Here is a 19,758-nt window from a genome sequence, read left to right on the forward strand (position 1 = left end):
GCCGATCCTCATTCCTGTATCGTTGCAGCCGGGCCGCGTTGCAAGGGGGCGGCGTCGCCCTGCGCAAGCAGATGCTCCGCCGCCGCCAGGTCCTCGGGGGCGTTGGCGTTGAAGAAGGGGTCCACGGGCGTTGCGGGCCATTCCGCCGTGGCGCAGCCATGGCGTGCCGTCCAGCGGTCGATCTTGCGCTCGCCACCGGCCAGCGCGGCGCGCAGGTCGTCGCGCAGCGCCACCGGCCACAGCCCGACCGGCGGATGCGTCCACCCGCCGGAAGCCGCGCAGGCCAGCGCTGCGCCCGCCGCCGCGCGCGCCGCATGCAGCCGCGCAACCAGGTCCCCCGGGACGAAGGGGGAATCGCCGGGGGCCGAGACCACCCAGGGCAGGTCCGGCCGCCGCGCCGCCGCCCAGTCCAGCGCGGCGAGGATGCCGGCCAGCGGCCCGGGATGGTCCGGCAGCCCATCCGCCACCACCGCCAGCCCATAGGCTGCGAAGCGTCCCGGGTCTCCGTTTGCGTTGATGATCACCGCCGCCACCTGCGGCGAGAGCCGCCCGAGAAGGTGGTCCAGCAGCGGCCGCCCGCCGAGCATCCGGAGCGGCTTGTCGCCGCCGCCCATCCGCCGCGCGAGTCCGCCGGCCAGGACGACGCCCAGCGTGTCATCACGCATCGTCGGACCCCGCCATCGCCTCGGCGCTGTTCTTGCGCCAGTGCTTCGCGCTCTCCTCCGCCACATAGGCGAGGTCGGCGTCGAACACGATGCGCTGCTCCCCCGCCAGCGCGACGAAGCGCTTGCCCTTGCAGCGGCCGATGAGGGTCAGGTTCGCCTCCCGCGCCAGCTCCACCCCCCAGGCGGTGAAGCCGGAACGGCTGACGAGGATGGGGATGCCCATCCGCACCGTCTTGATGACCATTTCCGAGGTGAGGCGGCCGGTGGTGTAGAACAGCTTGTCCTCCGGCGCCTCGCCGTTGCGGAACATCCAGCCCGCGATCTTGTCCACCGCGTTGTGGCGGCCGACATCCTCCATGTAGACCACCGGCTCGTCGCCGCGGCAGAGCGCGCAGCCATGGATCGCCCCCGCCTCGAGATAGAGGCTCGGCAGCGTGTTGATGCGGTGGAGCAGGCGATAGAGGTCCGAGGTGCGCAGCCGCGCGGCTTCCGGCAGCCGCACGCCCGCGAAGTCCTCCATCAGGTCGCCGAAGGCGGTGCCCTGCGCGCAGCCCGAGGTCAGGGTCTTCTTCTTCAGCTTCTGCTCGAAATCCGTGCCGCGCTCGGTCCGCACCACCGCCACCTGCAGGTCGTCGTCGTAGTCGATGGCGGTCACGCGGTCGTCGCGCCGCAGCATCCCCTGGTTCAGCAGGTAGCCGATGGCCAGGTCCTCGGGCCGGTCGAGGATCGTCATCATCGTGACGATCTCCTGGCCGTTGAGGTAGAGCGTCAGCGGCCGCTCGACCGTCACCGCGGTCTCGATCCGTGCGCCGGTGTGGTCGATGCCGGTCACGCGGCGCGTCAGGCGCGGATCGGACGGGTCGGGCTGGACGCGGAGGGCGGGATTCTGCATGCGCAGCAGGGTGGGGAGCGGCGTGGCGGCCCGCAAGCCGGCCCGGCGCGATCCCGCCTGAAAGCCGGCGCGCTCCGGTGCAACACCTGGCTGCGGATTCCACCTCCAGGGTGAGAACGCCTGTTCTTTTCCCCGGCACGGGTGTATAGGATGGTTGCACATCGTCGCCAGATTGATATGACGATGTACTGAATTCCCCCGGCGAGTTCCAAACCGATCCCCCAGTCCGGCCCCTTCGGGAAGCGGCGCGCATGCTGAACACGGTCGCGAGCAGCCTTGCCCTGTCGCTCTACGAGACCCTGCTCGACGGCCGTGGCCTGCTGGCCGCGGTGCAGGGCCTCGCCGACCGCATCGGGGCGAGCAGCCATGCGATTCACCAGATCCGGTTCCGGAACGGCCGCCCCGCCGGCAGCCTCTCGGCAGCGCAGGGCGGCGTCGACGCGGAGGCCATGCAGGACTACGCCCGCTTCTGGGTGAAGCACGACCCCTGGGCCCGCGCCGCGGCCGACCTGCCCGTCGGCGTGCATGACATGGCCCGCCATGTGCCCCCCGAGACGCTGGCGCGCAGCCGGATCTGGACCGAATGGGGGCGCCCGAACGGCGCGGCCTTCCACGCCCTCGGTGTCGTGCTGCAGAAGGAGGAGGCGCTGTCCGGCGGGCTCTACTTCCACCGCCGCGCTGACCAGCAGCCCTTCGAGGAAGCCGACCTCGCCCTGGCGGAGGCGCTGTTCCCGCATCTGCGCCGCGTCTTCTCGGCCGAGGCGATGCTGGCCCAGGCGCGCGACGCGGCGGGCCCGGCGCTTCGGGCGGGGCTCGACGCGCTGCCCGAGGGCGTCGCGCTGCTCGATGCCGGCCGGCGGCTTGCCTTCGCCAACATCGCCCTGCGGCGGATGGTCGCGGCGCGCGACGGCCTCTCGCTCGCCCCCGAAGGCGGGCTCGACACCCCCGATCCGAAGACCCGCCATGCGGTGGGCCGCGCGGTCACCGCGGCGCTCGCGGCGCTCGACGGCCAGGTGGGGCTGCTGCCCTTCGCCGGCAGCCTCGCGGCGCCGCGCCCCTCGGGCGGCGCGCCCTGGATGATCCGCGCCGTGCCGGTCATGCGCACCGACCTGCCCGATGCGCCAAGCGGCTTCCGCGGCGTCATGCTGCTGGTCACCGACGGGACGCGCCGGGCTTCGCCGAATGCCGCGCTGCTCGCGCGGCTCTACGGCCTCACGCCCGCCCAGGCGGCGCTGGCCGCCGCCATCGCGGCGGGGCGCACCGTGCAGGACCACGCGGCGGCGCGCGGCATCTCGCACGAGACGGCGCGCAGCCACCTGGCCGCCATCCGCCGCAAGACCGGCTGCCGACGCCAGGCCGACCTCGCGGCGCTGTTCGCCCGCCTGCCGCGATAGGGTGGCCGCCCGCCGCGGCCGCCCCGAACCGGCATTGGCTTGATGACGGTCAGGGCAACGCCGGTTCAGTCGCCGCGGCCGCCCACGCCGAAGGGCCGCATCAGGAAGGCCGCGCCCCAGCCCCAGGCGCCGTTCAGCAGCATCGCCCGCCACCAGATGATGGAGTTGCCGCCGCCCCACATCGGCGCGCCGCGAAGCTGGGCGACCACGGTGAAGCCGAAGATGGTGCAGGCGACCGCGCCCAGCAGGAAGCCGGTCAGCAGGTCCGGCATGTGGGCGTAGCGGATCAGCGCCGCGAGCACGATGCCCCAGACCCCACCCCAGAAGGCGAGGCTCAGCACCTGCGGCACGCCGAGCGGCGGGACGGAGCGGAAGCTGAACCCCGACGTCGCCGGCCGGAAGGCGTCCGCCGCGCCCGTCAGCGCCTTGATGAGCGGGAACTGGTGATGCAGGACGTAGAGCGTCCCCTGGTGGAACACGAACACGGCCAGCGCCCCGCACAGGAAGCCCAGCAGCAGCACCTTCTTCATCTCGCGCCCCGATCCCCTCGCATGCCGCGCAGGGTAGCGCAGGCGGCCCCTGCCTGCGAACGCGCGCGGGACCGGGGCCTGCCCTGCGCGCGCCGCTACCGCTGCCCGGCGCGCGCCACCACATCGGCCGGCGTGCGGAGCGGCTGCGTGCCGAGCACGGGGTTGTTCATGTAGAACTCGTCGCGCGGGAAGACATCGGTGATCGACGGCGCGGCGCGCGGCGTCGCCGGGTCCCACACCAGCGCGGGGCGTTCGAAGAAGGGACGGAAATCCCGCACCTCGCGGCTGCCGCGCGCCAGGTGGGCGGCCACCGCCGGGTCCGCGAAGCGCCGGGCGAGCTCCGCCGGGTCATAGGGGATCGGCCGGTCGGAGCCGATCAGCACGGAGGCCGGCATCAGCATCACGACATGCGGGAAGACGGCGGAGAAGGTCTCCACCACCCGCTGCGACGGGCCCCACTGCACGTAAATGCCGCCGGGCGCGAGGCGACGGCGCACCTGCTGCAGGAACTCCTCCGAGTAGAGCAGGCCGGAATGCGACGTCTCCGGCATGATCGCATCCGCCTGGATGATGTCGTACTGCTCCGTCCCGCGTGACAGGGCGCGGCGCGCGTCGCCGTATTCCATCTGCCAGCGCGGGTCGCGCAGCATCGCCGCGACCGGGCCGTCGGGGAAGCGCCCTGCCAGGTCGCGAAGGGCCGTCAGCACCGGGCCGATCAGCTCGATCGCGCGGATGCGCTCGGTGGCGGGCACGACGCCCGCCGCCCAGGGCGTCCCGCCCGAGCCGATGCCGATCAGCAGGACGCGCTTCGGGTCGGGGTGCACCAGCGGGCCCACGGCGCCGAGGAACATGTGCATCCCGAAGAAGGGGATCCGCCCCTGCGAGAAGCCCTGGATGAAGAAGGGGCCGCTCGGCTCCGCCGTGCCCGACGCCTCGTAGCGGTAGAAGGCGATGCCGGACCGGTCCTCGGCCCAGGCGGTGCCGTGGTTCGGCTGCTCGGCATGGATGCGCGACCAGAAGCGCGCATTGGAAGGAAGCACCAGCAGCAGCGCCGCGCAGGCGGCGGCGAGGCCGAGTTCCGGCCGGCGGCCGCGGCCTTCCCTCCACAGCCAGCCCAGCATCAGCAGCAGCGACAGCACCGCCAGGAACTGCAGCGTGCCCGCCGTGCCGAACAGGTGGAAGGTGACCAGCCCCGTGCCGATCGACCCCGCGGCATTGCCGAGGATGTTGGCCAGCTGCACCCAGCCGACCCGCGCGCCGACGCTCGCCAGGTCCTGCTGCACCGCGCGCTGCACGAAGGGGAAGGTCATGCCGATCAGGAAGGAGGGCGGGCCGACGACGATGACCGAGAGGATCACGCTCGTCGCCAGACCGCCATGCCAGAGCCGCCAGGAATCGACCGAGACCAGCGTGTTCAGGGGCCAGAGCGGCAGCGCCCAGTAGAGCGCGAGGATCAGCACCGCCGCCAGCACGAAGCCCGCCGCCTGGGTGACGAAGAAGGCGGGGCGCGGGTCCTCCAGCCTCCGGACCATCCGCGCGGCCACCGCCATGCCGAGCCCGTCCGCCAGCAGGAAGGTGCCGAGCACGGTGGGGAACAGGTAGGCGTGGTACTGCCCGACCACCCCCATCAGCCGCACCCACACGATCTCCAGCGCGACGATGACGTAGCCCGACAGGAAGACCAGCAGGCACCACATCCGCAGGCTGCCGAAGGGCTCGCCCTGGCGCATCGTGGTGACCTGCGCGCCGACGGCCGCCGCCACCGGCGCCGAGCGCAGCCCGGGCAGCAGCGTCAGCGCCAGCAGCGCCGCCACCAGGTCGAGCCCCGCCGCCAGCACCAGCGCGCCGACATAGCCGAGATTGCCGACCAGCAGCCACCCGCCGAGCAGCGCGCCGAGCCCGGCGCCGAGCGTGTTCAGCCCGTAGAGCGTGCCGATCCGCTCCGCCACGGTGTCGAGGCTGGTGGCCACCGCGCGCGCCAGCAGCGGCAGGGACGCGCCCATCAGCGTGGTCGGCAGCACCAGCCCCGCGAAGCAGAGCGCGAAGATGACGAAGGGGTCGTCCACCACCCCGGCAAGGTCGGTCGCCAGCACGTCGTAGAGGAACGCCTTGGACAGCAGCGCGAAGGCCGCGACCCCGGCCTCGGCCAGGGCGAAGCCGATCAGCGCCTGGTAGGGCGACAGCCGGTCCGCGACCTTCGCCCCGATGATGGAGCCGAGCCCGAGCCCGGCCAGGAAGGCGCCCACGACCAGCGCGGCCGAAACGGTGTCCGACCCCGCGAAGATCCCGAGCATCCGCTGCCAGACGACCTGGCACAGCAGCGCGCCGAAGCCCGAGCAGAAGAATGCGACCGCCAGCCTCGGCATGCCTCGTCTCCCCACCGCCCCGCCATGCGGGTCCCGGCAGCCCCCATGCCCCCGATTGGCGTCAGGATTGCGGCAGGGTGACGACGCAGTAAAGATGCCGCGTCGCCATTTTGGCATCCCGCCCTGCGCCGGCCCGCCCCTTCCGAATGTGGGGGCGGCTTGCGGGCCGGCGCGCCGCCGCGCAGTTTGGGCGTCCTGATGCGGAGGGAGACTGCGGCGTGAACGGTGCGGAAAGTCTGGTGCACACGCTTCTCGGGGCGGGGGTGGAGGTCTGCTTCGCCAATCCCGGAACCAGCGAGATGCATTTCGTCGCCGCGCTGGACCGCATCCCCGGGATGCGCTGCGTGCTCGGCCTGCAGGAGAACGTCGTCACCGGGATGGCCGACGGCTATTTCCGCATGTCGGGCAAGCCGGCCGCCACGCTGCTGCATTGCGGCCCGGGCCTCGCGAACGGGCTGGCCAACCTGCACAATGCCCGCCGGGCGCGCAGCGGGATGGTGAACTGCGTGGGCGACCAGGCGACCTATCACCGCCCGCTCGACGCGCAGCTGACCGCGGACACGGAAGGCTGGGCGCACGGTGTCTCCGCCTGGGTGCGCACCAGTGCGCGGGCGGCGGACGTGGCGCGGGACGCCGCTGTCGCGGTGCAGGCGGCGCGGACCTCGCCCGGCGGGATCGCGACGTTGATCCTGCCGTCCGACACCTGCTGGGACGAGGCGCCGGACGGCCCCGCCCCGGCGCTGCCCGTGCCCCCCGCGCCCGAGGCGGACCCGCTGGCCATCCGCAACGCCGCACGCGCGCTGCGGGAGAGGTCGGATGTGCTGATCCTGCTCGGCGGCCTCGCGCTGCGGGCGGAGCCGCAGGCGCTGGCCTGGCGCATCGCGCAGGCGACGGGCGCGAAGGTGATGGCCGAGATGTCGAACGGCCGGGTGGAACGCGGCCGCGGGCGGCTCGCGCTCGAACGCGTGCCCTATCCGGTCGACCTCGCGGTGGAGGCGCTGAAGCCCTACACCACCATCATCCTGGTGAACGCCAAGGCGCCGGTCGGCTTCTTCGCCTATCCCGGCAAGCCGTCGCGCCACCACCGGGAGGATGCGGACATCCTGCCGCTGACGCGCTACGAGGCCGACCCGGTGCAGGCGCTGGCGGCGCTCGCCGCCGAACTCGGCGCGCCGGAGGCCGCCATCCCCGATCCCGGCCCGCGGCCGGAGATCGCGCGCGGGGCGCCGACGCCGGAAGGGCTGGCCCGCACCCTCGCCGCGCTGATGCCGGACCATGCGGTGGTGGCGGACGAATCCGTCAGCTTCGGCCGCGGCTTCTTCAAGGAAACGCATGCGGCGCCCCCGCATGACTGGCTGCAGATCACCGGCGGCGCGATCGGCTGCGGCATCCCGCTCGCGACCGGCGCCGCGGTGGGGGCGGGCGGGCGGCGGGTGGTGAACCTGCAGGCCGACGGGTCCGGGATGTACACGCTCCAGGGCCTGTGGACCCAGGCGCGGGAGAAGCTGCCGGTCACGACCGTCGTGCTGTCGAACCGGCAATACGCGATCCTGCTGGGCGAGTACCGCGGCGTCGGCGCCAATCCTGGCCGCACGGCGATGGACATGCTCGACCTCGGCAATCCCGACCTCGACTGGGTGAAGCTGGCCAACGGCATGGGGGTGGAGGCGGCGAAGACCGCCACCCTCGAAGGCTGCGCCGACCTGATGCGCCAGAGCTTCGCGCAGGACGGGCCGTTCCTGATCGAGCTGGAGATCTGACCGCCCCCGCCTGACGCCCCGCCCGACCCTCCCCCGCTTGCGGGGAAGGGTGGGGTGGGGGCATGACCGGAACCCAACCCCGGGGGGAACACGCCATCATGGACATGAAGCTGCACGGCCGGCGCGTGCTGGTCACCGGCGGATCGAAGGGCATCGGCCTCGCCTGCGCCCACGCCTTCGCGGCCGAGGGCTGCGACCTGGTGCTCGCCTCCCGCGATGCCGGGGCGCTGGCCGGGGCGGTGGACCAGCTGCGCGGCGCGCACCAGGTGCGGGTCGAGGCCGTCCCCGCCGACCTCTCCAGGCCCGAGGAGCGGGAGAGGCTGCACGCCGCGGCCGGCGAGGTGGACATCCTGGTGAACAATGCCGGCGCCATCCCCGCCGGCCGCATCCAGGACATCCCGATCGCGCGCTGGCAGCAGGCCTGGGACCTGAAGGTGTTCGGCTACATCCATCTCTGCCAGCTGTTCCTGCCGGCGATGGAGGCACGGCGCGCGGGCGTCATCGTCAACATCATCGGCATGGCGGGCCGCGCGCCGCGGCCGGGCTACATCTGCGGCGGCACCGGCAACGCGGCGCTGATCGCCTTCACCGCCGCCCTCGGCGCCGCTGCGCAGGAAAGCGGGGCGCGGGTGGTGGGCATCAACCCCGCCGCCACCAAGACGGACCGGATGGTCAGCCAGGCGCGGATCACCGCGAAGGCGAAGCTTGGCGACGAGGAGCGGTGGGCGGAGACGCTGACCGGCCTGCCCTATGGCCGCCCGATCGAGGCGAGCGAGATCGCCGACCTCGCGGTGTTCCTCGCCTCGCCGCGCGGCGCCTACATCAACGGCACCGTGGTGGACGTGGACGGGGCTGGCATGTTCCGCGGATAGCGCCGTGCGGCGGCTGGTTCTGCTGTTCGGGCTGGGGCTTGCGGCCTGCGCAGCGCCGGCCGCCCCGCCGGCGGGCGCGCGGCCCGACCTCGGCCGGGAATGGGTGGAGGCGGGGGGCTATCGCTGGCCGCCCGGCCACGGCTTCGACGCGCCGGCGGCCTTCCTGGTGCTGCCGCCGGGCGTGCTGCTCGACCGCTTCGGCGGGGAGGGCGGGCGCTTCTTCAGCCCGAAGGGCGCGGCCTTCCGGGCGCGGGCCCTGCCTTCGGTCTGCCGCGACCTGCCCTATGCCGCCTATCGCGTGCTGGCGCCGCTGCCGGTCCGCATCGGCGCCGCCCTGCCCTGGTTCGGCGAACCGGGAGGTGCGACGCAGGTGATGACCGATGCGACCGCCGCGCAGCTGCTGGCCGACGGCGTGCTGGAACGCCTGCCGGCGGATGCCGCACCCTGCCCCTGAAGGCGGGCCGCGGCGTGGCCAGGGCGGGCGCTAGATCCGCTCCACCTCGGCGCCTACCGCGCCGAGCTTGCGTTCGATGGATTCGTAGCCGCGGTCGAGGTGGTACACGCGGTTGACGATCGTCTCCCCCTTCGCCGCGAGCCCGGCGAGCACGAGCGAGACGCTGGCGCGGAGGTCGGTCGCCATCACCGGCGCGCCCGACAGCTGCGGCACGCCGCGGACGATCGCGCTCTGCCCGTGGTACTTGATGCGCGCGCCCATGCGCGTCAGCTCGGGCACATGCATGAAGCGGTTCTCGAAGATCGTCTCCGTGATCATGCTGGCGCCCTCGGCCACGCACATCAGCGCCATGAACTGCGCCTGCATGTCGGTGGCGAAGCCGGGGAAGGGCTCGGTCATCACGTCGGCGCCGCGCAGCCCGTTCAGCCGCGTCACGCGCAGGCCGCCATGTTCCTCCGCGACATCGACCCCGGCTTCCCGCAGCACCCGCACCACGGCGCCGAGATCGACCATCCGCGCGCCTTCCAGCATCACCGACCCGCCGGTGATGGCGGCCGCGCAGGCATAGGTCCCGGCCTCGATCCGGTCGGGGATCACCGGATGCGTGGCGGCGCCGAGGCGCTTCACGCCTTCCACCACCAGCCGGTCGGTGCCGATGCCCTCGATCCGCGCACCCATGCGCATCAGGCACATCGCAAGGTCGCCGATCTCCGGCTCCCGCGCGGCATTCACCAGTTCCGTCACGCCATCGGCCAGGGTGGCGGCCATCAGCAGGTTCTCGGTCGCGCCGACGCTGACCTGCGGGAAGATGATGCGCGCACCCCGCAGGCCCTGCGGCGCCTTCGCATGCATGTAGCCGCCTTCGAGGTCGAAGACGGCGCCCATCTGCTCCAGCCCCTTGATGTGCAGGTCCACCGGCCGCGTGCCGATGGCGCAGCCGCCGGGCAGGCTGACGCGGGCCTCGCCGAAGCGGGCGACGAGGGGGCCCATCACCAGCACGCTCGCGCGCATCTTGCGCACCAGGTCGTAGGGCGCTTCGAGGTTGCCGGCCGCGCCGGACAGCGTGATGCGGCGCGCCGCCCTGTCGTGCTCCACCGCCAGCCCGTGCTGCGCCAGCAGGTTCCGCATCGTGGCGATGTCGGCGAGGTCGGGCGCGTTCTCCAGCGTGAGCGGCCCGTCGGAGAGCAGGCCGGCGGCCATCAGCGGCAGCGTCGCGTTCTTGGCGCCGCCGATCGGGATGTCGCCATGCAGCGGCCTGCCGCCGCGGATGCGGATGCGGTCCATCGCCACCGTCCTACAGCTTCGGCAGCGCGACGCCGCGCTGGCCCATGTACTTGCCCTTGCGGTCGGCGTAGCTGACCTCCGGCGCGCCCGCGCCCTGGAGGAACAGGAACTGGCAGATGCCCTCGTTGGCGTAGATGCGCGCGGGCAGGGGGGTGGTGTTGCTGATCTCGATCGTCACCTGGCCTTCCCATTCCGGCTCCAGCGGCGTGACGTTCACGATCAGCCCGCAGCGGGCATAGGTGGACTTGCCGAGGCAGATCACCAGGACGTCGCGCGGGATGCGGAAATACTCGACCGTGTGGCACAGCAGGAAGGAATTGGGCGGGATGATGCAGGTCTCGCCCTTGCGGGTGACGAAGCCCTGGTCGCTGAACACCTTCGGGTCCACCACCGCATTGTCCACGTTGGTGAAGATCTTGAACTCGTCCGCCAAGCGCGCGTCGTAGCCGTAGGAGGACAGGCCGTAGGAGATCACGCCCTCCCGCCGCTGACTCTCGACGAAGGGCTCGATCATGCCGTGTTCCGTCGCCATGCGGCGGATCCAGCTGTCGGGCATGATGGGCATGGGGTAGGGGACCTCGGATTTCCGGGGGCGGGTTAGCCCATGCGGGCGGGGGCGTCCATCAGCCCTCGGGCTCGGCCTCCGGCCCGACCTTGGCCGCGTCCTCCCGCGCGCGGGCCTGGGCCTTGCGGCGGCGCAGGTTGGCGCGCAGCGCCGCGGCCAGCCGCGCCTCGCGCTCGGCCTGGGCGGCCAGCGTCGCCGCCTTGCGGCGGGGGGCGGGGGGGTCCTGCTCGTCCTCGGCCATGGCGGCGGAGAAAGGCCGGCGGCGGCTGCCGGTCAAGTCCCCCGGGGCGCTGCCGCGCTCACTCCGCCCGGATGCCGGCGGCCTGCACCACCGCCGCCCAGCGCCGCACCTCCGCCGCGACGAAGGCCGAATACTCCGCCGCGCCCATCCGCCGCGGCGTCGCGCCCGTCTCCACCAGGCGCGGCGCGATCTCGGGATGCGCCAGCGCGGCCAGCACCTCGGCGTTCAGCCGCTCCGCCACCGCCGGTGGCAGGCCCGCGGGGCCGGACAGGCCGAACCAGGTGGAGGCGACGAGGTCGGGGTGGCCGAGCTCGGCGAAGGTCGGCACCTCCGGCCAGCCCTCAACCCGCCGCGCGGCGGTGACGGCGAGCAGCCGGAACCGCTCGCCCCGCCCGGCCTCCACCAGCGTCGTGATCATGGCGTCCACCGCGCCCGCGGCGACGTCGTTCATCATCGGCCCGCTGCCGCGATAGGGGACATGCACCGTGTCGATCCCGGCCGACCGCTTCAGGATCTCCTGCTTGGCGTGGCTCGACGTGCCGTTGCCGGGCGAGGCGACGGTGACCGCGCCCGGCCGCGCCTTCGCCGCCGCGATGAAATCCGCGAGCGTGCGCACCGGGCTCGCGACGTTCACCGCCAGCACGGACGGGATCTCCGCCATCAGCGCCACATGGGTGAAGTCCCGCACGCTGTCATAGGGCATGGCGCGGTAGACGGCGGGCCCGACGCCGTGGCTCGCGACGTTGGAGACCACGAGGACATGCCCGTCGGGCGGGCTTTTCGCCACCAGGTCGGACCCGGTGGTGCCGCCCGCCCCGGCGCGGTTCTCGATCACGAAGGGCTGGCCGAGCACGGCGCCGAGGCGCTGGCCGACCAGGCGCGCGATGAAATCCGTCGTGCCGCCGGGCGGGAAGGGGACCACCACGCGGACCGGCCGCGCCGGCCAGGCCTGCGCGCGGGCGGGGAGGCAGGGGAGGCCCGCGGCGGCGGAGAGCAGCGGCAGCATCTGTCGGCGGGTGGGCATCGGCGTCTTCCCGGGTGCTGGACGGTTGCCCCACCTATAGCATCATGCCGGCTCCGGGACGGAGGATGGGATGGGCGTCGAATATGCGCGGCGCGGCCTGGTCGGCGTGCTGACGCCGCAGGCCAACACGACGGTGGAGCCGGAATTCGGCATCCTGCTTCCGCCGGGGATCGGGATGGTCGCGGCGCGGCTGACCAGCGACGGGCCGACCATCGTCGCCCGCCTGCTGGACTACCTGCGGGACCTGCCGGCGGCGGCGCGGCAATTCGCCAACGCGCCGGTCGGCGCGCTGGCCTTCGCCTGCACGGGCGCGAGCTACTTCGCCGGCGTGGCGGAGGAGGATGCGCTGGTGGCGGGGATGGAGGACCGGCTCGGCATCCCCGTGGTCACCGCGGCCACCGCGGTGCGGGACGCCTTCCATGCGCTCGGCGCCACGCGCATCGGCCTCGTCTCCCCCTATCCCGACGACCTGACGGAGGCCGCGCTGCGCTACTGGCGGGAACGGGGCTTCGAGGTCGCGGCGCTGTCGCGCGGCGCCATGGCGGACGGGTCCTTCCACCCGATCTACGCCATGTCGGCCGCCGCCGCCGCCGCCGCCCTGGCCGCGCTGCCGGAGGGGCGGTGCGAGGCGGTCGCCATGCTCGGCACCGGGATGCCGACGCTCGGCCCCATCCTCGGGCAGCCCTTCGTCGGGCAGGCGCCGGTCACCTCCTGCATGCATGCGCTGGCCTGGCGGGTCATCCGTGCCGTGACCCGCCAGCCCGCCGACCGCGACAGCCTGCTCGCCTTCGTGCGGGGCGAGGGCTGGCGCGGGCGCCATGCCGAACGCATGGGCGGCTGAGCGGCGCGGCCTTCCGCGCTACGCCGCGTATCTCTCCGCCCGCGCCAGCGCCGCCGCATCGCCCGTCGCGAGCCAGCGCGCGCAGTCCTCGCCGAGCCGCGCGCGGGCGGTCGCCTCGTAGCGGCGGCAATCCTCCGCCGTCAGCACGTCGCGCCAGCGGCCATTGGTGCCCTTGTGGACGAAGGTCCGGGCGCCGCCTTCCCACACCGCCCCGCCGAGCGGCACCGCGCGTTCCCCATGCGCCTTCATCCAGTCGAAGGAGCAATGCTCGAGGATGGCGGACCAGGCGCCGGGATGGACCTCGATGCCGAGGAAGGCGGCGATGCGGCGGATCGCGGCCGGCATGTCGGCCTTCAGCTCCGCGAAGTGCAGGAACATGCAGTTGGGCAGGTGGCGGATCTCCCACCAGCTCGCGACATTCTCCCAGAAGGACCAGAAGGGATGGCCGTCGCGGTCCAGCCAGTCCAGGAAGTAGCGACGGATGTCGGGATCGGCGGGGCCGATGGGCGGGCCGACCAGGCCCGGCGTCTCGTTCAGCGCCTGATACCACAGGGCGTTGGCGTTGGCGTGGTGGTTGTGCAGGCTCCAGGCCACGTCGCGCCCGTCGCGGCCGATGTAGATGTATTTCGCGCGCGGCGAATAGACCAGCGCATCGACCGGCAGGTGGGTCTTGAGGAAGCGGCGATGCGCCTGGGCCTCCACCATCGGCAGCTTCACCTCCTTCGGCGGGACGCGCAGGTCGAGCCAGGGGGAGACATCGGCGACCGGGAAGGCCGGATCGCCGCCGGAGAGCAGCTGCCCCACGATCTGCTGCACCCAGGTCGTGCCCGACTTCGCATAGGTGGAGATGATGATGTCGTCGTCGCGGAAGGCGAATTCGTTCCAGATCGTGCTGTCGAAGTGATGATTCCGCATCTCCCGCGTCTTGCGGGGCAGGCGGGGGGCGTCGAAGGGCATGGGCGTCTCCTCTCTCCGGTTTGCCGGCCGGGGATGCGCCCCGGCCGCCTCGGGGCGGGGCAATAGGCCCGCCGGGTTTCACCGCGATGTCGGGGAGGGTTTCATGCGTGACGTGCGGATGTGTCGCGCATGGCGGCGGTGGTGGGGCGGCCCGGTCACCCGCCGGCCATCCAGCGATCGAGCAGGGCGTTCACCGCCTCCGGCGCCTCGTAGGCGACCCAGTGGCCGGCGCCGGGGATGATCTCGGTGCGCGCATCGGGCCGCACCTCGCGCACCGCCGCGATGCGCTGGTCCAGATGCGGGTAGCCCACCTGGTCGAACTCGCCCCAGGCCGCGCCCAGCCGGCAGACCGTGCGCGCCAGCGCGTCCTTCAGCAGGGGCGTGTGCGCATAGCCGCGGCTGCGGTAGCGCGCGCGCACCGTGTGCCATTCCTGCGTCTCGAGCGCGAGGTCGTCGACCCTGGCCGGGTCGTGGATCATCAGCGACAGCAGGTTGCGCCGGTGCGCCGCCACGCGCTCCTCGCCTTCCTTGTTGCGGATCTTCTCCAGCACCGTCGGCATCCGCGGCACGCCGAGCGCGCCGCCGCCGAGCGCAGTGAAGCTGCGCAGCGCGGCGCCGAGCTCCGCCGCCACCACCCCGCCCACCATTGCGCCGAAGGAGAAGCCGACCAGGTCGACGCCCGAGGTGTCCGGCACCAGCCGCCGCAGCCCCGCCGCCGTCAGCGCCGCGACGCCATGCGGCTCGTCCACGCCCGGCGGCAGGAAGCTTTCGCCGAGGCCGGGCAGGTCCGCCGCCAGGACGTGCCGGCCCCGCGCGAGGTGCGGGATGTTGCGGACCCAGTGCCGCCAGGACCCGTTGCCGCCATGCAGCAGCACCACCGGCGGGCCCGCGCCCTCGTTCCAGGCGTGCCAGACCATGCTGCCCTCGCCGCAGGGCGTCTCGTGCCGGCGTGCCGCGCCTTGCAGGTCGTCGAGGAGGCCCATCAGTAGCTCCGGGGAAGACCAAGCACGCGCTCGGCGATGTGGTTCAGGATGAGGTGCGGGCTGACCGGCGCGATGCGGGGGATCAGGCTTTCCCGCAGCAGGCGCTCGACATGGTACTCCTGCGCGTAGCCGTAGCCGCCGAGCGTCATCACCGCCGTCTGCGCGGCCTCGAACCCGGCCTCGCCGGCCAGCCACTTGGCGGCGTTCGCCTCGGCGCCGCAATCCATCCCGCGGTCGTAGCGCCAGGCGGCCTGCATGGTCATCAGCCGCGCCGCCTCCAGCCGCATCCAGCAGGCGGCCAGCGGGTGCTGGATGCCCTGGTTGCGCCCGATCTCGCGCCCGAAGACGATCCGTTCCTTCGCATAGGACGCGGCGCGCGCGATGGCGGCATGGCCGATCCCCACCGCTTCCGCCGCCACCAGCACGCGTTCGGGGTTCATCCCGTGCAGGATGCAGTCGAAGCCGCGCCCCTCCTCGCCGATGCGATCCTCCAGCGGCACCTCCAGCCCATCGATGAAAAGCTGGTTCGAATCCACCGCGTGGCGGCCCATCTTCGGGATCTCCCGCACCTCGACGCGGCGGCGGTCGAGCGCGGTGTAGAACAGGGACAGCCCCTCGGTCTTCTTCCGCACCTGCTCGATCGGCGTGGTGCGGGCAAGCAGCAGCACGCGGTCGGCCACCTGGGCGGTGCTGATCCACACCTTCTGGCCGTTCACCACGTAGCGGTCGCCGCGGCGTTCGGCGAAGGTCCGCAGCTTCGTGGTGTCGAGCCCGGTGTTCGGCTCCGTCACCGCGAAGCAGGCGCGTTCCGCCCCGCTGATCAGCGGCGGCAGCATGCGGCGCTGCTGGTCGCGCGTGCCGAACACCACCACCGGCATCGGGCCGAAGATGTTCATGTGGATGGCGGATGCGCCCGACATGCCCGCGCCGGACTGCGCGACGGCCTGCATCATCACCGCCGCCTCGGCGACGCCGAGCCCCGCGCCGCCCACCTCCTCCGGCATGCAGATGCCAAGCCAGCCTTCCGCCGCCATCGCCTGGTGGAAGTCATGCGGGAAGCGGTGGTCGCGGTCATGCGCGAGCCAGTAGGCATCGTCGAAGCGGGCGCAGAGACGCCCGATGGCATCGAGCAGGGATGCCTGCGTGTCGGTCGGGGAGAAGTCCATGGGCGCCGCAGCCTGCGCGTTCCGCGCCGCAGCGGCAAGACGCCCGGCGCGGGCGGGGCGGCGGCCCGGGCACGGTTGCGGGCCCGCCGCAACGGGGCGAAGCTGGCCCCCCATCGCCCGGAACCGGACCACGCCATGCTGCAGCACCCGCCCGCCGAGCCCGGCATGCGCGAGGAGGAGGTCGACACCCCCGCGCTGGTGCTCGACCTCGACGCCTTCGAACACAACCTCGACACCATGGCGGCGCTGCTGGCGCCCACCGGCACCCGGCTGCGCGCCCATGCCAAGACCCACAAGTCGCCCGTCGTGGCCCTGGCGCAGATGCGCCGCGGCGCGGTCGGCCAATGCGTGCAGAAGGTGGCGGAAGCCGAGGCGCTGGCCTGGGGCGGGGTGCCCGACATCCTGGTCAGCAACGAGGTGATCGCGCCCCGCAAGCTGGCCCGGCTGGCGGCGCTGTCGCGCATCGCGAAGGTGGCGGTCTGCGCCGATGACGAGGCCGGGGTGCGCGCCATCGAGGCCGCGGCCGAGGATGCCGGCATCCGCATGACCGTGCTGGTCGAGATCGACTGCGGTGCCGGGCGATGCGGCGTCGATCCCGGCCCCCCCGCGGTGGCGCTGGCCGAGCGCATCGCGGCGAGCCCGCATCTCATCTTCGGCGGGCTGCAATCCTACCACGGCAGCGCGCAGCACCGGCGCAACCTGGAGGAGCGGCACGCCGCCATCGCCTTCGCGGCAGAAGGCACGCGCCGCACGGTGGAACAGCTTCGCCAGCGCGGCCTGGCCTGCGCCATCGTCGGCGGCGCCGGCACCGGCACCTTCCAGCTCGAAGCCGCGACCGGCATCTGGAACGAGATCCAGGCCGGCAGCTACGCCTTCATGGATGCCGACTACGCCCGCAACGGCGAACCGCCGCCCTTCCGCCACGCGCTGTTCGTGCTGTCGCAGGTGATGAGCGCGCCGCGCCCGGGCGGCGCGGTGCTGGATGCGGGGCACAAGGCGGTGGCGGTCGATTCCGGCCTGCCCCTGGTCCATGGCCTCGCCGGCGTGCGCTACACCGGCGCATCGGACGAGCACGGGACACTGGCGGCGGAGGACCCGGCCGCGCTGCCCCGGCTCGGCGAGAAGGTCCGGCTGGTCCCCGGCCATTGCGACCCGACGGTGGACCGCCACGACTGGTATGTCGGCGTGCGCAAGGGCCGGGTGGAATGCCTCTGGCCGGTGGCGGCGCGCGGCGGGATGGCCTGACGCGACCGGTCATGTTCGATGACCGGCCGTAGGTTTTTTCGTGCCCTCAGGCGCCGGGCGCGGCCTCCGGCCGCTGTGCTTCGCGCCACTTGGCGCGGCGGCCATTCGGCCGCTCGGCCCACCCCGTGGGCCGCTTGCGGCAGCCAATGCCGCCCGCCCCGCTATTCGGCGGCGAGCCGGGGGCGCGGTCGGTGGAAGACGCCGTGCGCCACACGGTCGCGGCCGGCGGCCTTGGCGCCGTACATCAGCTCGTCCGCCGCGGCGATCGCCTCCTCCTCGTCGTCAGGGGGGGAGCGGAACAGCACGGCCCCGATCGACGCGCTGACCGGCCAGCCATGCGCGTCCATGCGTTCCCGCACGGCGCGGCGCACGCGTTCCGCCGCGCCGGGGATCTCCCGCCCGTCGCCGCCCACCAGCACGGCGGCGAATTCGTCGCCGCCGATGCGCGCGGGCACGTCCTCCTGCCGGAGGCTGGCGCGCAGCACCTCCGCCACGCCGGCCAGCACGCGGTCGCCCTCGGCATGGCCGCGCACGTCGTTCACGCGCTTGAAGCCGTCGAGGTCCATGTAGAGCAGCGAGAAGGGCTGCTGGTCGCGCCGGTGGCGGGCGATGGCGCGCGACAGCGCCTCGCGGAAGGCGGGGCGGTTGGGCAGCCCCGTCAGCGCATCGGTCAGCGCCATGCTGCGGACCTGGATCATCGCGCGGCGCAGTTCCAGCGTGGTGACCACCGTGCGCGCCAGGCTGCGGACCACGCCGGTCTTGCACATGTCGAAGTCGTGCGGCGCGGTGTCGATGACGCAGAGCGTGCCGAGCGCCTGGCCTTCCGCATTCACCAGCGGCACGCCGAGATAGGCGCGGATGTCCGGCGCGCCGGTCACCAGCGGGTTGTCCGCGAAGCGCGGGTCGCGCGTCGCGTCCGTCACCGCGAGAGGCTGGCCGGGGTCGAGGATGGCGTGCGCGCAGAAGGCCATGTCGCGCGGCGTCTCCCGCGCGTCGAGCCCGACATGCGCCTTGAACCACTGCCGTTCGGCATCCACCAGCGACACCACGGCGATGGGGCAGTCCGTCAGCTGCGCGGCGAGCCGGGCGATGTCGTCGAAGGTGTCCTCGCAGACGGTGTCGAGGATGTCGTAGGAACGAAGCGCGGCGAGGCGCTCGGCCTCGTTCGGGGGCAGCGGGGCGGGCGGCATGGCGTTCGACCTTCGGGAAGGCGGCGGGGCGGCCGGGCACGGCGCGGGGCCCATTCCGGCGGGACCTGTACCCTCGCCGCCATCCCTGTCCCCGATGTGAACACGGGCTGGCCCGGCACTGCCCCGCGCCGCGACCTACATGCGGAACAGCAGGTCCCAGCCGCCCGGATCGGATAGGTCCCGCACCCCTTCCACCGCCTGGTCGAGCACGGTCACCGCGATGGCCTGCAGCGCCGCGGCGCCGCCGGGGTCGGCGGCCTCGACCAGCAGGTCATAGACATTGTCGCGCCCGGCATCGCGCGGGGCCTCGTGGTCCGGCGCGGTGCGGAAGGACAGGGCGCCGGTCGCGGCGTCGATCGCGAAGCGCGCGGCGTCGGGCCCGCCCGCGATGCGCCAGGCCAGCGGCGCGCCCTCGGGCTCCGTCGCATGCGGCAGGTGGAACGGGCCGGCGGCATTCTCCGGGACGGCGATGGCTCGGGCCGCGCCGCCCTGGATCACCGGCGCCTGATTGCCGGCCGCCTCCTGCCAGGGGCCATCCCCGGCATGGTCGCGGATTTGCCCGGGGGACCCGTGCGCCCCGCCGGTGGCAGGCCGCGCGAAGGGGAAGCCGCCCAGTGCCTCGGGCGGCAGGTCCACCCGCCCGCCCCCGCCCCATGGCCAGGGAATGGCGCCGCCGGCCGCCTCGGACGCGAAGCCGGGGGGCGCCTCCGGACGAGACCCCTCCGGCTCCGGGGCAGGGCCGCCCCGGGCGGGCAGCCCGGCGGGGCCGTCCTGCCCCACAGGCGAATGGGCGTCGCCGGCCTGGAGCAGTCCGACGGGACTGCCCGCATCCGCCCGCAGGTCGCTCCCCGTCGTGCCCGCCACGGCACCGCACGTGGCGGGCAGGAAGGCGCCGAGGTCGGGCCGCTCCGCATCGCCGAAACCGGGCCAGGACTGCGCCGGCGGCGGCGCGGCGCCCGCCCGCCCGCTATCGGCCGGCATGGTGCCGGGCGGCAGGGGCCCGCCCTCCGGCAGGCGGGCATACGGCTCCATCGCGCCGGTGCCGCCAGCATCGAGGTCGCGCGTCGGATGGGGCGGTGCCTCGCCCGTGCCGGCCGCGGGCCATGGGGTGATGGGCGGCGCGGCAGGAAGGCCGGGGGAGGGCATGGCGCCGGCTGCGGGGGCCGGCCATGCCGCGACGGGCGGGGGCATGGGCCAGCTCCCGGCGTGATGGCCAGTCCCGTCCACCGTCGCAGGGCCGAAGCCGATTGGGGGGAAGGGCGCCTGTTCCGGCGGCGGGTCCGCCTCGCATCCGTCGGGGACCGGGATGTCGCGGCGGTGATCCTCGGG

Annotated in this window: 19 protein-coding genes; 6 read left to right on the top strand and 13 right to left on the bottom strand. The window is 73.6% G+C overall.

The window, feature by feature from the left end:
• Positions 1 to 8: 8 nt before the first annotated feature.
• Both mobA and fdhD read right to left on the bottom strand, forming a co-directional pair.
• Entirely contained in the window at positions 9 to 665 is a 657-nt protein-coding gene (gene mobA, locus ACK8OX_RS01215) for a molybdenum cofactor guanylyltransferase MobA (RefSeq protein ID WP_430662084.1), read from the bottom strand.
• Positions 658 to 1,557, bottom strand: coding sequence for a formate dehydrogenase accessory sulfurtransferase FdhD (gene fdhD, locus ACK8OX_RS01220; RefSeq protein WP_430662085.1), 900 nt, complete (start codon positions 1,555 to 1,557; stop codon positions 658 to 660). The genes mobA and fdhD overlap by 8 nt, the downstream gene beginning before the upstream one ends.
• 251 nt (positions 1,558 to 1,808) lie before the next feature.
• Between fdhD and ACK8OX_RS01225 the strand changes: the two genes are divergently transcribed.
• The gene (locus ACK8OX_RS01225; RefSeq protein ID WP_430662086.1) at positions 1,809 to 2,951 is read left to right on the top strand and encodes a helix-turn-helix transcriptional regulator; all 1,143 of its coding nucleotides are present in this window, start codon (positions 1,809 to 1,811) and stop codon (positions 2,949 to 2,951) included.
• 65 nt (positions 2,952 to 3,016) lie between these two features.
• Here the strand turns inward: ACK8OX_RS01225 and ACK8OX_RS01230 are convergent, their stop codons facing one another.
• Both ACK8OX_RS01230 and ACK8OX_RS01235 read right to left on the bottom strand, forming a co-directional pair.
• A complete protein-coding gene (locus ACK8OX_RS01230; RefSeq protein WP_430662087.1) occupies positions 3,017 to 3,481 on the bottom strand; it encodes a hypothetical protein in 465 nt (154 codons plus the stop codon).
• A 95-nt stretch (positions 3,482 to 3,576) separates the two neighbouring features.
• On the bottom strand, positions 3,577 to 5,847 hold the full coding sequence (locus tag ACK8OX_RS01235; RefSeq protein ID WP_430662088.1) for a fused MFS/spermidine synthase: 2,271 nt from the start codon (positions 5,845 to 5,847) through the stop codon (positions 3,577 to 3,579).
• A 218-nt stretch (positions 5,848 to 6,065) separates the two neighbouring features.
• On the opposite strand from ACK8OX_RS01235, the gene ACK8OX_RS01240 reads away from it, so the two are divergent.
• The 3 genes from ACK8OX_RS01240 (at position 6,066) to ACK8OX_RS01250 (ending at position 8,933) form a co-directional block, all read left to right on the top strand.
• A complete protein-coding gene (locus ACK8OX_RS01240; protein WP_430662089.1) occupies positions 6,066 to 7,607 on the top strand; it encodes an acetolactate synthase large subunit in 1,542 nt (513 codons plus the stop codon).
• A gap of 98 nt (positions 7,608 to 7,705) precedes the next feature.
• Positions 7,706 to 8,479: a short-chain dehydrogenase/reductase gene (locus tag ACK8OX_RS01245; protein ID WP_430662090.1), complete on the top strand. Its 774-nt coding sequence runs from the start codon at positions 7,706 to 7,708 to the stop codon at positions 8,477 to 8,479.
• Positions 8,480 to 8,483: 4 nt separating this feature from the next.
• Positions 8,484 to 8,933, top strand: coding sequence for a TNT domain-containing protein (locus tag ACK8OX_RS01250; RefSeq protein WP_430662091.1), 450 nt, complete (start codon positions 8,484 to 8,486; stop codon positions 8,931 to 8,933).
• A gap of 30 nt (positions 8,934 to 8,963) precedes the next feature.
• Here the strand turns inward: ACK8OX_RS01250 and murA are convergent, their stop codons facing one another.
• Genes murA through ACK8OX_RS01270 form a run of 4 tightly spaced genes read right to left on the bottom strand, consistent with a single transcriptional unit; the run spans position 8,964 to position 12,047 of the window.
• On the bottom strand, positions 8,964 to 10,217 hold the full coding sequence (gene murA / locus ACK8OX_RS01255) for a UDP-N-acetylglucosamine 1-carboxyvinyltransferase (protein ID WP_430662092.1): 1,254 nt from the start codon (positions 10,215 to 10,217) through the stop codon (positions 8,964 to 8,966).
• A gap of 10 nt (positions 10,218 to 10,227) precedes the next feature.
• Positions 10,228 to 10,782, bottom strand: a complete 555-nt coding sequence (gene dcd, locus ACK8OX_RS01260; protein ID WP_430662093.1) for a dCTP deaminase — start codon at positions 10,780 to 10,782, stop codon at positions 10,228 to 10,230.
• 58 nt (positions 10,783 to 10,840) lie between these two features.
• Positions 10,841 to 11,023 (bottom strand): hypothetical protein, encoded by a 183-nt coding sequence (locus ACK8OX_RS01265; protein WP_430662094.1) that lies wholly within the window; start codon positions 11,021 to 11,023, stop codon positions 10,841 to 10,843.
• A gap of 58 nt (positions 11,024 to 11,081) precedes the next feature.
• Positions 11,082 to 12,047, bottom strand: a complete 966-nt coding sequence (locus ACK8OX_RS01270; RefSeq protein ID WP_430662095.1) for a Bug family tripartite tricarboxylate transporter substrate binding protein — start codon at positions 12,045 to 12,047, stop codon at positions 11,082 to 11,084.
• A gap of 70 nt (positions 12,048 to 12,117) precedes the next feature.
• On the opposite strand from ACK8OX_RS01270, the gene ACK8OX_RS01275 reads away from it, so the two are divergent.
• Positions 12,118 to 12,888, top strand: a complete 771-nt coding sequence (locus ACK8OX_RS01275; RefSeq protein WP_430662096.1) for a maleate cis-trans isomerase family protein — start codon at positions 12,118 to 12,120, stop codon at positions 12,886 to 12,888.
• 18 nt (positions 12,889 to 12,906) lie between these two features.
• Here the strand turns inward: ACK8OX_RS01275 and ACK8OX_RS01280 are convergent, their stop codons facing one another.
• The 3 genes from ACK8OX_RS01280 to ACK8OX_RS01290 all read right to left on the bottom strand — a co-directional run bounded on the left by ACK8OX_RS01280 (position 12,907) and on the right by ACK8OX_RS01290 (position 15,994).
• Positions 12,907 to 13,845, bottom strand: a complete 939-nt coding sequence (locus ACK8OX_RS01280; RefSeq protein ID WP_430662097.1) for a sulfotransferase domain-containing protein — start codon at positions 13,843 to 13,845, stop codon at positions 12,907 to 12,909.
• A 155-nt stretch (positions 13,846 to 14,000) separates the two neighbouring features.
• The gene (locus tag ACK8OX_RS01285) at positions 14,001 to 14,828 is read right to left on the bottom strand and encodes an alpha/beta fold hydrolase (protein ID WP_430662098.1); all 828 of its coding nucleotides are present in this window, start codon (positions 14,826 to 14,828) and stop codon (positions 14,001 to 14,003) included.
• Positions 14,828 to 15,994 carry an acyl-CoA dehydrogenase family protein gene (locus ACK8OX_RS01290; RefSeq protein ID WP_430662099.1) on the bottom strand — a complete coding sequence of 389 codons (1,167 nt, stop codon included), beginning with the start codon at positions 15,992 to 15,994 and terminating at the stop codon, positions 14,828 to 14,830. The genes ACK8OX_RS01285 and ACK8OX_RS01290 overlap by 1 nt, the downstream gene beginning before the upstream one ends.
• Positions 15,995 to 16,129: 135 nt before the next feature.
• On the opposite strand from ACK8OX_RS01290, the gene ACK8OX_RS01295 reads away from it, so the two are divergent.
• Entirely contained in the window at positions 16,130 to 17,239 is a 1,110-nt protein-coding gene (locus ACK8OX_RS01295; RefSeq protein WP_430662100.1) for a DSD1 family PLP-dependent enzyme, read from the top strand.
• A gap of 161 nt (positions 17,240 to 17,400) precedes the next feature.
• Here the strand turns inward: ACK8OX_RS01295 and ACK8OX_RS01300 are convergent, their stop codons facing one another.
• Complete coding sequence (locus ACK8OX_RS01300) at positions 17,401 to 18,429, bottom strand: sensor domain-containing diguanylate cyclase (RefSeq protein WP_430662101.1); 1,029 nt, start codon at positions 18,427 to 18,429, stop codon at positions 17,401 to 17,403.
• Between the two features lie 135 nt (positions 18,430 to 18,564).
• Positions 18,565 to 19,620: a hypothetical protein gene (locus ACK8OX_RS01305; protein ID WP_430662102.1), complete on the bottom strand. Its 1,056-nt coding sequence runs from the start codon at positions 19,618 to 19,620 to the stop codon at positions 18,565 to 18,567.
• Between the last annotated feature and the right edge of the window lie 138 nt (positions 19,621 to 19,758).

Origin of the sequence: Falsiroseomonas sp. CW058 (assembly GCF_050563535.1) — a bacterium.
Taxonomy (GTDB): Bacteria; Pseudomonadota; Alphaproteobacteria; order Acetobacterales; family Acetobacteraceae; genus Falsiroseomonas.

Excerpts from the sequence above, each read along its gene's own strand:
- murA (WP_430662092.1), bottom strand. The coding sequence starts at position 10,217 with ATGGACCGCATCCGCATCCGCGGCGGCAGGCCGCTGCATGGCGACATC.
- ACK8OX_RS01235 (WP_430662088.1), bottom strand. The coding sequence starts at position 5,847 with ATGCCGAGGCTGGCGGTCGCATTCTTCTGCTCGGGCTTCGGCGCGCTG.
- dcd (WP_430662093.1), bottom strand. The coding sequence starts at position 10,782 with ATGCCCATCATGCCCGACAGCTGGATCCGCCGCATGGCGACGGAACAC.
- ACK8OX_RS01280 (WP_430662097.1), bottom strand. The coding sequence starts at position 13,845 with ATGCCCTTCGACGCCCCCCGCCTGCCCCGCAAGACGCGGGAGATGCGG.
- ACK8OX_RS01300 (WP_430662101.1), bottom strand. The coding sequence starts at position 18,429 with ATGCCGCCCGCCCCGCTGCCCCCGAACGAGGCCGAGCGCCTCGCCGCG.
- ACK8OX_RS01275 (WP_430662096.1), top strand. The coding sequence starts at position 12,118 with ATGGGCGTCGAATATGCGCGGCGCGGCCTGGTCGGCGTGCTGACGCCG.
- fdhD (WP_430662085.1), bottom strand. The coding sequence starts at position 1,557 with ATGCAGAATCCCGCCCTCCGCGTCCAGCCCGACCCGTCCGATCCGCGC.
- ACK8OX_RS01270 (WP_430662095.1), bottom strand. The coding sequence starts at position 12,047 with ATGCCCACCCGCCGACAGATGCTGCCGCTGCTCTCCGCCGCCGCGGGC.
- ACK8OX_RS01290 (WP_430662099.1), bottom strand. The coding sequence starts at position 15,994 with ATGGACTTCTCCCCGACCGACACGCAGGCATCCCTGCTCGATGCCATC.
- ACK8OX_RS01265 (WP_430662094.1), bottom strand. The coding sequence starts at position 11,023 with ATGGCCGAGGACGAGCAGGACCCCCCCGCCCCCCGCCGCAAGGCGGCG.
- ACK8OX_RS01245 (WP_430662090.1), top strand. The coding sequence starts at position 7,706 with ATGGACATGAAGCTGCACGGCCGGCGCGTGCTGGTCACCGGCGGATCG.
- mobA (WP_430662084.1), bottom strand. The coding sequence starts at position 665 with ATGCGTGATGACACGCTGGGCGTCGTCCTGGCCGGCGGACTCGCGCGG.
- ACK8OX_RS01295 (WP_430662100.1), top strand. The coding sequence starts at position 16,130 with ATGCTGCAGCACCCGCCCGCCGAGCCCGGCATGCGCGAGGAGGAGGTC.
- ACK8OX_RS01305 (WP_430662102.1), bottom strand. The coding sequence starts at position 19,620 with ATGCCCCCGCCCGTCGCGGCATGGCCGGCCCCCGCAGCCGGCGCCATG.
- ACK8OX_RS01285 (WP_430662098.1), bottom strand. The coding sequence starts at position 14,828 with ATGGGCCTCCTCGACGACCTGCAAGGCGCGGCACGCCGGCACGAGACG.
- ACK8OX_RS01230 (WP_430662087.1), bottom strand. The coding sequence starts at position 3,481 with ATGAAGAAGGTGCTGCTGCTGGGCTTCCTGTGCGGGGCGCTGGCCGTG.
- ACK8OX_RS01225 (WP_430662086.1), top strand. The coding sequence starts at position 1,809 with ATGCTGAACACGGTCGCGAGCAGCCTTGCCCTGTCGCTCTACGAGACC.